A 12,973-nucleotide genomic window follows, 5' to 3' on the forward strand; every position below is an offset into this window, starting at 1 on the left:
CGCCCGCGCGGGTTTTTTTATGGCAGTGTGAGGCGATCGGCGGCGGTTGTTTGATTCTTCAGCATAAGCTGTCGCCGCCATGGGTAAAATTCTTAAGATTCCTCCTAAACAGCGGGAAAACGGCCGTTTTCCCGCATTTTTGGTCCCCTTGTCTTATTGCGAGGCCTCAGATCATTGTGCAGACTTTACCTCGTTTACAGACGGCGCGTCGCGCACGCCGTAAACCGGGATACCGCAAGCCGCCCATGCGCAAAATAATAAGCGCGGTGCAGCCGGTCACAGACCCCGGACAAAATGCGTGGTAACACTTTCAGGAGGTTTCCTGTGAACAAGTCAATGTTAGCCGGTGTTGGGATTGGTATCGCTGCCGCTCTGGGGATTGCCGCGGTAGCCAGCCTGGACGTCTTTTCTGCCGGTCCGCAGTACGCGCAGGTGCTCGCCGCAACGCCGATTAAAGAAACCATCAAAACGCCGCGTCAGGAATGCCGCAACGTCACCGTTACGCACCGTGCACCGGTGCAGGATGAAAACCGCATCGCCGGTTCTGTGCTGGGCGCAGTGGCGGGCGGCGTGATCGGCCACCAGTTCGGCGGCGGTCGCGGGCGCGACGTGGCGACCGTGGTCGGCGCGCTGGGCGGCGGCTATGCCGGTAACCAGGTGCAAGGGGCGATGCAGAACAACGACGTCACCACCAGCGTTCAGCAGCGTTGCAGAACGGTCTACGACAAATCCCAGAAAATGCTGGGCTATGACGTGACCTACAAGATCGGCAACCAGCAGGGCAAGATCCGCATGGATCACGATCCGGGCACGCAAATCCCGTTGGATAAAAACGGCCAACTGGTGCTGAACAGAGCCTGATCGCCACATTCGAATTAAGCCCGCGGGCAGTGTTAGTTCTGATCGTTTAACCCGGTTAAGCGAGCGGCGTTAACATTGACGCGGGTTTCTGTTTTCTGCCTGCCCAAAATTTGCGATCGTTCTAATGCCTGCGTGCGATATCACTGGGCAAAACTTCAAAAAAGCCCCCGCGTTTGTTATATTATTGTGCGATTAAGCGGTGTTATCGGCGCCAATCGCCGCACCGGTCAAACCCGAGTATTTCGTCTCGCAGAGATAACGACATGTTAGATTTTCGCTTTCCGACAGCGTTGCAAATGGTCCTTAGCGTCGCCGTAGCTGAGAAGCAGGGCATGCGTTCGACGAGCGCTACGCTCGCCGCCACTCTGGAAGACAATCCCAGCTTTATCCGCAAATTGATGGTTCCGCTGACCAAAGACGGCATCATCGTTTCCACCCTGGGCCGAAACGGCTCTATCCACCTCGGCCGCCCGGCGGAAGAGATCACCCTGCGGGACATCTATCTGGCGGTGATCGACGACAAGCGCATCTGGGCTTCCCGCCCTGAAGTGCCGGCCCGGTGCCTGGTGAGCGCCAACGCCTGCTGGTATTTCAAATCGGTGGTGAACGAAGCCGAGCAGGCTTCGCTCGCGGTGCTGGCGCGCCATACCGTGGCCGATTCGTTGGCCGAGCTGGAGCGGGGCGACAAGCGCGCCTGCGCGGAATACGCCGCCGCGCAAGAGGCAGAAGCCGCCGGTAAATAATGCCGGATGGAACGCATAAAAAAGGTCGGGCATTGCCCGACCTTTTTGCATGTAAAGACGATGATTACGCCGTCTGTGGCTGTGATCTACGCGCCACCAGACGCCGCAGGGTGACGTAGAACACCGGCGTCAGGAACAGCCCGAACAGGGTCACCCCCAACATGCCGGAGAACACCGTGATACCGGTGACGCCGCGCACCTCGGCGCCGGCGCCGTGGCCGAGGATCAGCGGGATGGTGCCGGCGATGAAGGCGATGGAGGTCATCACGATCGGCCGCAGTCGCAGGCGGCAAGCTTCCAGCGCCGCTTCGACGATGCCTTTGCCCTGCATTTCCAGCTCGCGGGCGAACTCGACGATCAGAATGGCGTTCTTACAGGCCAGCCCCATCAGGACGACCAACCCGACCTGCACGAACACGTTGTTGTCGCCGCCGGTCAGCCACACGCCGAACAGCGCCGACAGCATGGTCATCGGTACGATCAGGATCACCGCCAGCGGCAGCGTCCAGCTTTCGTACAGCGCCGCCAGCGCGAGGAACGCCAGCAGCACCGCCACCGGGAACACCACCAGCGCGGCGTTGCCCTGGGTCGATTGCTGGTAACTCAAATCGGTCCACTGGATGTTCATGCCGTTCGGCAGCAGCTTGCCGGCCATCTGCGTCAGCGCGCCCATCGCCTGGGTAGAGGAGAGCACGCGCGGATCGGCGTCGCCGATCAGGTCCGCCGCCGGGAAACCGTTATAGCGGATCACCGGATCCGGGCCGTAGGTGGTGCCGATGCTGACCATGCTGCCGATCGGCACCATTTCACCTTTGTCGTTGCGGGTGCGCAGGTTGGCGATGTCTTCCACGCTGTCGCGGAACTGGCCGTCGGCCTGCGCCATCACCTTCCAGGTGCGGCCGTAGCGGTTGAAGTCGTTGATGTAAGACGAACCGAGATAGGTCTGCAGCGTGCTGAACAGCGCATTGAGCGGCACGCCTTGCGCCTTGGCCTTGTCGCGATCGATTTTGGCGTCCAGCTGCGGCACGTTGGCCTGATACGAGGAGATCGGGAACCCCATCCCCGGCGTTTGCATAATGGCGCCGGACATCGTATTGATCGCCGTTTGCAGCGCGCCGTAACCCAGCCCGCCGCGATCCTGCACATACAGCGAATAGCCGGAGCCCTGGCCGATGCCGAGGATCGGCGGCGGCATGATTGAGAAGGCGAAGCCTTCCTGAATCTGTGAAATGCGCGCGTTGATCTCGGCGTTGATCTGCGCCGCAGTGCGGGTACGGGTGCTCAACGACTCCAGCGCGAAGAATACCGTGCCGGTATTCGGCGTATTGGTGAACTGCAGCGCGTTCAAGCCGGGGAAGGCCACCGCATCGGTGACGCCGTCCACGCTCAGACCGATGGCGCTCATCTTGCGGATCACCGCATCGGTGCGTTCCAGCGAGGCGCCTTCCGGCATTTTCACGCCGCCGATCAGGTACAGCTTGTCCTGCGTCGGGATAAAGCCGCCAGGCACGGTCTTGAACATCACGCCGGCGGCGGCCAGCAGCAGCAGATAGACGACGAACACCGCGCCGCGCCGCCCCAGCACGCGGGAGACACCGCGCTGGTAGCGTTGCGAACCGCTGGCGAAGAAGCGGTTGAACGGCCGGAACAGCCAGCCGAACAGCCGGTCGATCAGGCGCGAAGGCAAATCTTTCGGCGCACCGTGCGGTTTGAGCAAGCGCGCCGCCAGCGCCGGTGAGAGGGTCAGCGAGTTGATGGCGGAGATCACCGTCGAAATGGCGATGGTGACGGCGAACTGCTTGTAGAACTGGCCGGTAACGCCCGAAAGGAACGCCATCGGCACGAACACCGCACACAGCACCACGGCGATGGCGATGATCGGGCCGGAGACTTCGCGCATCGCCTGGTGCGCCGCCGCCAGCGGCGATAGCCCCTCTTCGATATTACGCTCTACGTTTTCCACCACCACGATGGCGTCATCCACCACGATGCCGATCGCCAGCACCAGCCCGAACAGGCTGAGGGTATTGAGCGAGAAGCCCAGCAGATACAGCGCCGCGAAGGTGCCCACCACGGAGATCGGTACCGCCAGCAGCGGAATGATCGAGGCGCGCCAGGTCTGCAGGAACAGAATGACCACCAGCACCACCAGGATCACCGCTTCCAGCAGGGTATCGACCACCGCGCTGATCGAATCGCGCACGAACACCGTCGGATCGTAAGGCGATTTCCAGCTCATGCCGTCCGGAAAGCGGGTCGCCAGCTCGGCCATCTTGCCGCGCACTGCGTCCGACAGCTCGATGGCGTTGGCGCCCGGCGACTGGAAGATACCGATGCCGACCGCATCCTTGTTATTGAGCTGGGCGCGCAGCGCGTAGCTGCCGGAGCCCATTTCGATGCGCGCCACGTCGCGCAGCCGCACGATCTCGCCGTTGTCGCCGCTCTTGAGGATGATGTTGCCGAACTCTTCTTCGGTTTGCAGGCGGCCCTGGGCGTTGATCGACAGCAGATAGTCGCTGCGCGTCGGCATCGGCTCCGCGCCGAGCTGGCCGGCGGAGACCTGCACGTTCTGCTCCTGCATGGCGCTTACTACGTCGGAGGCGGTCAGGCCACGCGCGGCGACCTTGTTCGGATCGAGCCAGATGCGCATCGCATACTCACCGGCGCCGAAGATCTGCACCTGGCCGACGCCCGGCAGGCGAGCCAGCTCATCCTTGACCTTCAGGGTGGCGTAGTTACGCAGGTACAGCGAATCGTACTTGCCGGAAGGCGATACCAGATGTACCACCAACGTCAGCGCCGGGGACTGCTTCTGGGTGGTGATGCCCTGGCGGCGCACGTCTTCCGGCAGGCGCGCTTCGGCCTGCGCCACGCGGTTTTGCACCTGTACCTGCGCCTGATCGGGATCGGTGCCGGGGCGGAAGGTGACGGTGGTCACCAGCACGCCGTCGGAACCGGCGACCGATTTCATGTACATCATGTTTTCGACGCCGTTGATCGCTTCTTCCAGCGGCGTGGCCACCGTTTCAGCGATCTCTTTCGGGTTGGCGCCCGGATATTCTGCGCGCACCTGCACGCTGGGCGGCACCACGTCCGGGTACTCGCTGATCGGCAGCAGCGGGATGGCGATCGCTCCGGCGACAAAAATCAGGATCGACAGCACTGCGGCAAAGATCGGCCGGTCGATGAAAAAACGGGAAAAGTCCATGGGTCAGAAGTCTCTGCTGGGAGCTTAGTTGAGTGCGGAAGCGATGGGGTTCATGGCGACGGCTTTCGCGTCGACCGGCATGCCCGGCATAAACACTTTCTGCATGCCGTCGACGATCACCCGATCGCCGTTTGCCAACCCTTTCTGCACGATGCGCAATCCTTCGGCCATGCGGCCCACGTCGATGTCGCGGCGCTGCGCCTTGCCGTCTTTGTCGACGATGTAAACGAATTTGCGGTTCTGGTCGGTCATCACCGCTTTGTCGTCGATCAACATGGCGTTGAACTCGGCGCTGCCGGGCATCTGCACCCGGGCGAACAGCCCCGGCGTGAAGCGGCGATCGCGGTTGTCGAGCAGGGCGCGCATGCGAATGGTGCCGGTACCGGCGTTAAGCTGGTTATCGGTGAAGTCCACCAGCCCTTGATGCGGAGTGCCGTCTTCGCCCACCAGGCCGACCTTCACCGGCAGGCGCGCGTCCTGCCGGCCCTGCTGTTGATAGCGCAGGAAGGTGGCTTCATCCACGTCGAAATAGACGTAGACCTTGTCGAGCGATACCAGCGTCGTCAATACGCTGGCGCTGTCGCCGGCGGTGACCAGGTTGCCGGCGGTGATCATCGCGCGGCTGGCGCGCCCGTCAATCGGCGCCGTAACGCGGGTAAAGTCGAGATTCAGCTGCGCCATATCGAGCTGGGCCTGCGCCGCCAGCACGTTGCTTTGTGCCTGAGCGGCGGATGACCGGCGTTGCTCCCAGACTTCCTGTGAGATGGCCTGAGTGCCGATCAGTTTCTCGGTGCGCGAGGATTCGCTGCGTGCCAGGGCGGCCTGGTTGCGTGCTCGCACCAGCTCGGCCTGCGCCTGCTCGCGCGCGGCGCGGTAGGTACGATCGTCGATGGTGAACAGTACCTGGCCTTTCTTCACCTCGTCGCCTTCGGTGTAGTTGACTCGTTCGATGTAGCCGGAGACCCGCGGGCGCAGCTGCACGCTTTGCACTGCTTCGACCCGGCCGTTGAACGCATCCCATTGGCTGATGGGCTTGACCACTACGCTGGCGGCGCTGACCACCGGCGGCGGTGGCGGGGCGTTATGCGCGACGCTGTTGTCGCACCCGGCGAGCAGGGTGGCCAGCAGCGCCACCCCGGAGAGCCGCTGGCCCAGAGCGACGGCGCGCGTGCGGCCGCCGGCGTTGAACGATGAGTTTGGTTGATTTGCCATTATTTTTATTCCGATAAGTAAGCGCGGTCAGGCCCCATACCCGGCCCTGTTCTCCGGGATTCGCCCCCGCGCCGGCATACGGTGAGGGGGCGGCTGCACCGTGCAGCGGCGCAGCGTTAGGTTTTGAAACACATTGGTGTCACATTAATGTATCAATATCGGTTACATTAATTGGGTGGAGTATAGTGGCGGCTTTCTGGTAAATGCAATAATAAAAATTGCATTTAAAGCGAAACTGTTGCAACGTATGTGCATCGGGCAGAGGGTGACCCTGCCGAATGATGGGAGCATCAGCATGAACACTACGGGCTTTATTACCGATTTGAAGGCGTGGATCGACAACAATCTGGAAGAAAAACTGGATATCAACACCGTGGCGGACCGCGCGGGCTATTCCAAATGGCATCTGCAGCGCATGTTCAAACGCCAGACCGGCTACGCGCTGGGGGAGTATATCCGCATGCAAAAACTGAAAGTGTCGGCGGAGCGCCTGGCCAACAGCGGCGAGCCTATCGTCAGCGTGGCGATTTCGCTCGGCTTCGACTCACAGCAGTCGTTCAACCGCAGCTTCAAACGTCAATTTGGCCAAACGCCGGGCGACTGGCGCCGCGCGTTGGCGCAGCCGGCGTCCATGGGGCGCACGCACCACTGAGCGGTTGGGGAGTGGGGATAAAAAAGCCTGAATATTGTTCGGGCTTTTTTTGTGTGAGTAAAGAGGGATTGATTCGCTGCGCTCACCCTACGGGCCGCCGTTGGCGGTCCAAAACGCGGGCGTTTTGTCGAACCCTGTCGAGGGTTCTCACCCTCCCGGTCGGTGCGCTATGCATACAAAAAAGCCTGAACTTTCGCTCAGGCTTTCTCGTTAGAATATGGCGGTGAGGGAGGGATTCGAACCCTCGATACACTTTCGCGTATACACACTTTCCAGGCGTGCTCCTTCAGCCACTCGGACACCTCACCATATTTTTTGTTGCGAAATCATCGCTGCAACGGGGCGCTACTATAGGGAGTGGGGCCGATCCGGTCAAGAATAATTTCTGTGTTTTTGTTCGTCCGCTCAAGCCGTGTGCACTTTGCTGAAAACTGCGGCGAACAATAGGGCAGAAGTCATGAAAGGGCGAGAAAATCAGGGGTAGGGTTCGTGGATAACCGGCGGAAATGGGAATCACGGTCGCAGAGGGGCAAAGATGCTCGCCCCTCTCGGCGGTGCACCATGCAAAAAAAAAGCCTGGACGCGAATCCAGGCTTTCTCTTTAAATTTGGCGGTGAGAGAGGGCTTGATTCGCTGCGCTCACCCTGCGGGCCGCCGTTGGCGGTCCAAAACGCTGGCGTTTTGTCGAACCCTGTCGAGGCTTCTCGCCCCTCTCGGCGGTGCACCATGCAAAAAAAAGCCTGGACGCGAATCCAGGCTTTCTTTTTAAATTTGGCGGTGAGAGAGGGCTTGATTCGCTGCGCTCACCCTGCGGGCCGCCGTTGGCGGTCCAAAACGCTGGCGTTTTGTCGAACCCTGTCGAGGCTTCTCGCCCCTCTCGGCGGTGCACCATGCAAAAAAAAGCCTGGACGCGAATCCAGGCTTTCTTTTTAAATTTGGCGGTGAGAGAGGGGTTCGAACCCTCGATACACTTTCGCGTATACACACTTTCCAGGCGTGCTCCTTCAGCCACTCAGACACCTCACCGTTTTGTTGTCGAAAACGCGTTGCGCTGTCGACGGGCGCTAATGTAGGAGAATCTGATCTCAGCGTCAACCCTCTTATTTCATTCTCATGACCGTTTAGCCAAACTTGCAGCAATTTGCTGATTTACCGAACGATATTCCCACTCGCGGCCGCCGGCGGACAGGGCAGGCAGCGGTTGGTATCCATAAAAGACGATTGTTTGACCTTTTTCTGTACGGATAGCTCAATATATCGCCATTGAGATGGGGTTGTTTGCTATTATATGCATTAATACTGGATTATTAGTCAGATGTGTCGCTAAATGGAATCATGTCGGCACGGCGTTTTTGGCAAGGAACATCACGTCGCCGCGCAGATTGCCGGGTGACAGGCCGGCGATATCGCAGACAGGGACAGACTCATTACATAATAATGCAGTAGAGGTTCGTTTTGACTCCTTCAGATGCCATGCCGGCGCCGCAAGCGCGCCATGCCATTCCCCCCGGTGCGGGGGCGCTGTTCTTCATCCAGATCTTCGCCACGCTGGGCTTCGCCGTACTCTATTCCACGCTGGTGCTCTACGCCACCAAGCGGCTGGGCTTCAACGAAAGCAGCGCCAACGCCATGATGGGCGTGTTCGGGGCCTTCAACTATGGCCTGCACATGTTCGGCGGTTACCTCGGAGGCCGTTTCCTCAGCAACCGCAACCTGTTCGTGCTCGGCATGGTGCTGCAGGTGATCGGCTGCGCGTTGATTGCCGTGGCGGGCGTGTGGGGGTTGTACTGGGGGCTGGCGATGTTCTTGACCGGCAGCGGCCTTAACGTCACCTGCATCAATATGATGCTCACCCAGCGTTTCAAGCCGGATGACGATCGGCGCGAGTCGGCGTTCCTGTGGAACTACGCCGGTATGAACCTCGGGTTCTTCGTCGGCTTTACCGTCGCCGGTTATTTCCAACTGACGGAAAACTACCGCGCACTGTTCCTGTTCGCCACGCTGGGCAACGCGGCGGCGATCATCGTCGCCGTCTGCCGCTGGCGCATTCTGGCGGATCTCAATACCCCGCTGCACGACGCCAGCCGCAGCCAATACCGTTGGCGCATGCTGGTCGGGCTGGCGGTGCTGGTGGCGCTGGTGCCGATCATCCGGGTGATGCTGACCCACGCCGAGTTCAGCGGCCACTTCGTGATCGTGCTCGGCGCGCTGATCTTCCTGACGCTGTGTGTGGTGACGCTGCGCCACCACCCGCGTGAAGAGCGCCGCAGAATGGCGGCCTATCTGATCCTGGCGCTGGGCTCGCTGGTGTTTTGGGCGCTGTACCAGCTGGCACCGATGGGGTTGATGCTGTTCTCCGAGCACAACATCAACCTGAACGTTTACGGCATTCAGGTGGCGCCGCAGTGGATCCAGAACATCAACACGCTGGTAATCGTAGTGGGTGGCCCGCTGCTGGCCTGGTGGTTCAACCGCCTGCGCGCCCGCGGTTGCAACATCGACATTCCGCTGCAGTTCTCCGGATCGCTGTTCTGCATCGGCTTGGGCATGCTGGTGCTGCCGCTGGGCATCAGCATGGCGGGCGGCGACGGGCTGGTGGCATTCAAATGGATCGTTATCAGCTATGTGCTGCAAAGCGTCGGTGAATTGATGATCTCGCCGATCGGTTACGCGATGATTGGCAAGCTGGCGCCGCCGCGCTATCAGGGCGTGATGATGGGCTGCTGGATGATGGTGACCGGCGTCGCCTCGGTGCTGGCGGGCTACGTCTCCGGCCTGATGCCGGAAAACAGCGGCAGCACGCCGCTGCAAACTAACCCCGGCTACAGCGAAATCTTCAGCGCGTTGGGCTGGGGGGCGACGGGCGTCGGCGTGGCGATGCTGATTTTAATTCCGCTGCTGCGGCGCCTTATCCGGCGCGACGGCCCGTCTGCCGCCTGATTGGCGAGCGTGCACAACAGCCCCACTGGTCGGGGCTGTTTTTATTTTGGGCTTTAACGCTTGCATCCGGCGGCGAATCGCGGAAGGCTGGAGGAAAACCAATAAAAACAAACGGGAGCCCGCAGTATGAACATCATTTATTACCACCCCTTGTTTAACGCCCAGGAATGGCTGGCCGGCATCAAGCAACGCCTGCCGCAGGCCGAGATCCGCGAGTGGCAGCGCGGCGACGATCGGCCGGCCGATTATGCGCTGGTGTGGCGCCCACCGCACGAGATGCTGGCTAACCGCCGCGATCTGAAAGCGGTGTTCGCCCTTGGCGCCGGCGTTGACGCCATTCTCGATCAGGAGCGCAAACACCCTGGCACGCTGCCCGCCGGCGTGCCGCTGCTGCGGCTGGAGGATACCGGCATGGCGCAGCAGATGCAGGAATATGCGTTGAGCTATGTGCTTCGCTATTTCCGCCGTTTCGACGAGTATCAGGCGCTGCAGCAGCGGCAGGAATGGCAGCCGCTCGATCCGCACTCGCTGGATGATTTCACCATCGGTATCCTCGGCGCCGGCGTGCTGGGGCAGAGCGTGGCGCGCAAGCTGACCGAGTTTGGCTTTAGCGTGCGCTGCTGGAGCCGCAGCGCCAAACAGATCGACGGCGTGCAGAGCTTCGCCGGAGAGGCGCAGCGCGCGGCCTTCCTCGACGGCGTCAAATTGGTGATCAACCTGCTGCCCAATACGCCGGAAACTGTCGGCATTCTCAACCGCGAGCTGTTCGCTCAGCTGCAGCCGGGCGCCTATCTCATCAACATCGCGCGCGGCGCGCACCTGATTGAAGCCGATCTGTTGGCGGCGCTGGAGCAGGGGCAGCTGGCTGCCGCCACGCTGGACGTGTTCGCCCACGAGCCGCTGCCGCAGGATCACCCGTTCTGGCGTCATCCGCATGTCACCATTACCCCGCATATTGCTGCCATCACGTTGCCGCAGCAGGCGATGGATCAGATCGCCGCCAACATTCGCGCGCTGGAGGCGGGACATGCCCCGGCCGGCGTGGTCGACAGACAACGGGGTTACTGATCCTTCAGCCGTCGTTCGGTAACTGATAAGCTGCTATCGTCATCGCGCCTGCCCGTACCGTTGCGGGCAGGCCCTCTGGAAGGAGAAACAATGTACCCCGTTGATTTGCACATGCACACCGTTGCCAGCACCCACGCCTACAGCACGCTGCACGATTACATCGCCGAAGCTCAGCAGAAGGGCATCAAGCTGTTTGCCATCACCGATCACGGCCCGGACATGGCCGATGCGCCGCATTACTGGCACTTTATGAACATGCACGTCTGGCCCCGCCTGGTGGACGGTGTGGGCATCTTGCGCGGCATCGAAGCCAACATCAAAAACCTGCAGGGCGACATCGACTGCACCGGCCCGATGTTGACCGCCACCGACGTGATCATCGCCGGTTTCCATGAGCCGGTGTTTGCGCCGCAGGATAAAGCGTCCAATACTGAAGCGATGATCGCCGCAATGGCGCAGGGGGACGTGCATATCATCAGCCACCCCGGCAACCCGCGTTACCCGATCGACATTCCCGCCGTCGCGGCGGCGGCGGCCAAATATGAGGTGGCGCTGGAGCTGAATAACTCGTCGTTCACCCACTCCCGCAAGGGCAGCGAGGCCAACTGCCGGGCGATCGCCGCTGCGGTGCGCGATGCCGGCGGCTGGCTGGCGCTGGGCTCGGATTCGCACGTCGCCTTTTCGCTGGGTAACTTTGAGCACTGCGAGCGCATCATCGAAGAGGTGGGCTTCCCACAGGAGCGCATTCTCAACGTTAGCCCGCGCCGGTTGCTGGATTTTCTCGAGCGGCGCGGTAAGCCGGCGATTGCGGAATTGGCCGATTTGTGACATCGTCCCGGCAAAATTTTCCGTATTGTATAAGGCATTATCATGAATGAGTTTTCCATTGTCTGCCGCGTGCTGGGTACGCTGTTCTACCGCCAGCCGCAGGATCCGCTGTTGGTGCCGCTGTTCACGCTGATCAAAGAAGGCAAGCTGCAGCAGCACTGGCCGCTGGAGCAAGATGATTTGCTGAAGCGCCTGCAGCAGGGCTGTGACGTCAACCAGCTGGCGACCGATTTCAATGCGATGTTCGTCGGCAGCGAGTGCAGCGTGTCGCCGTTCCGCTCCGACTACGTCGAAGGCGCCAGCGAAGCGGAAGTGCGCACCTTCCTGCAGCAGCGCGGCATGCCGTTGGCGGAGGCGCCGGCCGACCATTTCGGCCAACTGCTGCTGGCGGCGTCCTGGCTGGAAGATCAGTCGCAGGAAGATGAAGCGCAGGCGCAGATTGCCCTGTTCGACGAGTTCCTGTTGCCGTGGTGCGGCCGCTTCCTCGGTAAAGTGGAAGCGCATGCCACCACCGGTTTCTACCGCACGCTGGCGCTGATGACCCGCGACGCCATCCAGGCGATGCGCGACGAGCTGGCGGAGTATGAGCAGGATGACGAAGCGGGCGACGAAGACGCGTAACGCCGCAGCTTACCCAGGCGGGCCGCCCGGCCCGCCGATCCGCTAAACACAGGTTTGCATCCCCCAGACGTAAATTGACAAAAGATCCCCTAATCTGGCGGCTTACCGTCGGTTCGGTCGCGCCTGCGCGCCGCGCTTTTTCACGCAAGGGGGAGATGATGAAAAGTCACTGGATGCAGCAGATTCAAACGTTGATCGGGCAGAAGGCCGGCGCGGAAGGCATCGGCAAGCTGCTGGCGCCCACGGCGCTGGGCGGCCTGGTCGGCGTTCTGTTGGCCAACAAGTCTTCGCGCAAGCTGGTGGGCAAGTTCGGTAAGAATGCGCTGATCGTCGGCGGCAGCGCGGCGGTGGGCGCGCTGCTGTGGAACACGTACAAGCAGCGGGTGAAGGAGACCCATCAGGACGAACCGCAGTTCGGTTTGCAAACCACGCCGGTGGATCTGCGCGCCAAACGCCTGGTGCAGGCGCTGGTGTTCGCCGCCAAGAGCGACGGTCATATCGATGCCGACGAGCAACGCGCCATCGATCACAGCCTGGCGCAGCTGCAGCTGGGCGAGGAGGCGCAGGGCTGGGTGCAGGAAGCGCTCGATCAGCCGCTCAGCCCGGAACTGATCGCCCGCAGCGTGCAAAACGAAGACGAGGCGCTGGAGGTTTACTACCTGAGCTGTCTGGTGATCGACGTCGATCATTTTATGGAGCGCGGCTACCTCGATGCGCTGGCGCAGGCGCTGAAGATCCCGGCGGACGTCAGGGAGGGCATCGAGAGCGACGTCAACGAGAAAAAGCGCGAGCTGGCGTAGCGCCGCTTGGCAAGTTGGGGGGAATCGTGTCACTCTTGCC

The 12,973-nt window shown here is 61.3% G+C and carries 10 protein-coding genes and 2 tRNA genes; 8 read left to right on the plus strand and 4 right to left on the minus strand.

Annotated elements, in window-relative coordinates:
- Positions 1-324: 324 nt before the first annotated feature.
- A complete protein-coding gene (locus tag EGY12_RS16320; protein ID WP_172962931.1) occupies positions 325-861 on the plus strand; it encodes a glycine zipper 2TM domain-containing protein in 537 nt (178 codons plus the stop codon).
- Between the two features lie 263 nt (positions 862-1,124).
- On the plus strand, positions 1,125-1,604 hold the full coding sequence (locus EGY12_RS16325) for an Rrf2 family transcriptional regulator (protein WP_123894623.1): 480 nt from the start codon (positions 1,125-1,127) through the stop codon (positions 1,602-1,604).
- A gap of 64 nt (positions 1,605-1,668) precedes the next feature.
- Here the strand turns inward: EGY12_RS16325 and sdeB are convergent, their stop codons facing one another.
- Positions 1,669-4,812, minus strand: a complete 3,144-nt coding sequence (sdeB, locus tag EGY12_RS16330; RefSeq protein WP_123894624.1) for a multidrug efflux RND transporter permease subunit SdeB — start codon at positions 4,810-4,812, stop codon at positions 1,669-1,671.
- A 24-nt stretch (positions 4,813-4,836) separates the two neighbouring features.
- Complete coding sequence (sdeA, locus tag EGY12_RS16335; RefSeq protein ID WP_123894625.1) at positions 4,837-6,024, minus strand: multidrug efflux RND transporter periplasmic adaptor subunit SdeA; 1,188 nt, start codon at positions 6,022-6,024, stop codon at positions 4,837-4,839.
- A gap of 295 nt (positions 6,025-6,319) precedes the next feature.
- Between sdeA and EGY12_RS16340 the strand changes: the two genes are divergently transcribed.
- Positions 6,320-6,676: a helix-turn-helix domain-containing protein gene (locus EGY12_RS16340; protein ID WP_004928813.1), complete on the plus strand. Its 357-nt coding sequence runs from the start codon at positions 6,320-6,322 to the stop codon at positions 6,674-6,676.
- Between the two features lie 218 nt (positions 6,677-6,894).
- On the opposite strand, the gene EGY12_RS16345 is transcribed toward EGY12_RS16340, so the two are convergent.
- A tRNA-Ser gene (locus tag EGY12_RS16345) sits at positions 6,895-6,984 on the minus strand.
- 628 nt (positions 6,985-7,612) lie between these two features.
- Positions 7,613-7,702, minus strand: a tRNA-Ser gene (locus EGY12_RS16350).
- Between the two features lie 447 nt (positions 7,703-8,149).
- Between EGY12_RS16350 and EGY12_RS16355 the strand changes: the two genes are divergently transcribed.
- The 5 genes from EGY12_RS16355 to EGY12_RS16375 all read left to right on the plus strand — a co-directional run bounded on the left by EGY12_RS16355 (position 8,150) and on the right by EGY12_RS16375 (position 12,933).
- On the plus strand, positions 8,150-9,616 hold the full coding sequence (locus EGY12_RS16355; protein ID WP_123895613.1) for a peptide MFS transporter: 1,467 nt from the start codon (positions 8,150-8,152) through the stop codon (positions 9,614-9,616).
- Between the two features lie 126 nt (positions 9,617-9,742).
- Positions 9,743-10,684, plus strand: coding sequence for a glyoxylate/hydroxypyruvate reductase GhrA (gene ghrA / locus EGY12_RS16360; protein WP_123894626.1), 942 nt, complete (start codon positions 9,743-9,745; stop codon positions 10,682-10,684).
- A 90-nt stretch (positions 10,685-10,774) separates the two neighbouring features.
- Positions 10,775-11,512, plus strand: coding sequence for a phosphatase (locus EGY12_RS16365; RefSeq protein ID WP_123894627.1), 738 nt, complete (start codon positions 10,775-10,777; stop codon positions 11,510-11,512).
- A gap of 42 nt (positions 11,513-11,554) precedes the next feature.
- Positions 11,555-12,133, plus strand: a complete 579-nt coding sequence (locus tag EGY12_RS16370) for a molecular chaperone (protein ID WP_123894628.1) — start codon at positions 11,555-11,557, stop codon at positions 12,131-12,133.
- A 158-nt stretch (positions 12,134-12,291) separates the two neighbouring features.
- A complete protein-coding gene (locus EGY12_RS16375; RefSeq protein WP_123895614.1) occupies positions 12,292-12,933 on the plus strand; it encodes a tellurite resistance TerB family protein in 642 nt (213 codons plus the stop codon).
- Positions 12,934-12,973 lie beyond the last annotated feature (40 nt).

It is taken from the genome of Serratia sp. FDAARGOS_506 (assembly GCF_003812745.1).
Classification (GTDB): domain Bacteria; phylum Pseudomonadota; class Gammaproteobacteria; order Enterobacterales; family Enterobacteriaceae; genus Serratia.

Bases quoted from the DNA above. Each gene is read 5' to 3' on its own strand.
- EGY12_RS16355 (WP_123895613.1), top strand. From the start codon at position 8,150: ATGCCGGCGCCGCAAGCGCGCCATGCCATTCCCCCCGGTGCGGGGGCG.
- EGY12_RS16375 (WP_123895614.1), top strand. From the start codon at position 12,292: ATGAAAAGTCACTGGATGCAGCAGATTCAAACGTTGATCGGGCAGAAG.
- ghrA (WP_123894626.1), top strand. From the start codon at position 9,743: ATGAACATCATTTATTACCACCCCTTGTTTAACGCCCAGGAATGGCTG.
- EGY12_RS16340 (WP_004928813.1), top strand. From the start codon at position 6,320: ATGAACACTACGGGCTTTATTACCGATTTGAAGGCGTGGATCGACAAC.
- EGY12_RS16325 (WP_123894623.1), top strand. From the start codon at position 1,125: ATGTTAGATTTTCGCTTTCCGACAGCGTTGCAAATGGTCCTTAGCGTC.
- EGY12_RS16370 (WP_123894628.1), top strand. From the start codon at position 11,555: ATGAATGAGTTTTCCATTGTCTGCCGCGTGCTGGGTACGCTGTTCTAC.
- sdeB (WP_123894624.1), bottom strand. From the start codon at position 4,812: ATGGACTTTTCCCGTTTTTTCATCGACCGGCCGATCTTTGCCGCAGTG.
- EGY12_RS16365 (WP_123894627.1), top strand. From the start codon at position 10,775: ATGTACCCCGTTGATTTGCACATGCACACCGTTGCCAGCACCCACGCC.
- sdeA (WP_123894625.1), bottom strand. From the start codon at position 6,024: ATGGCAAATCAACCAAACTCATCGTTCAACGCCGGCGGCCGCACGCGC.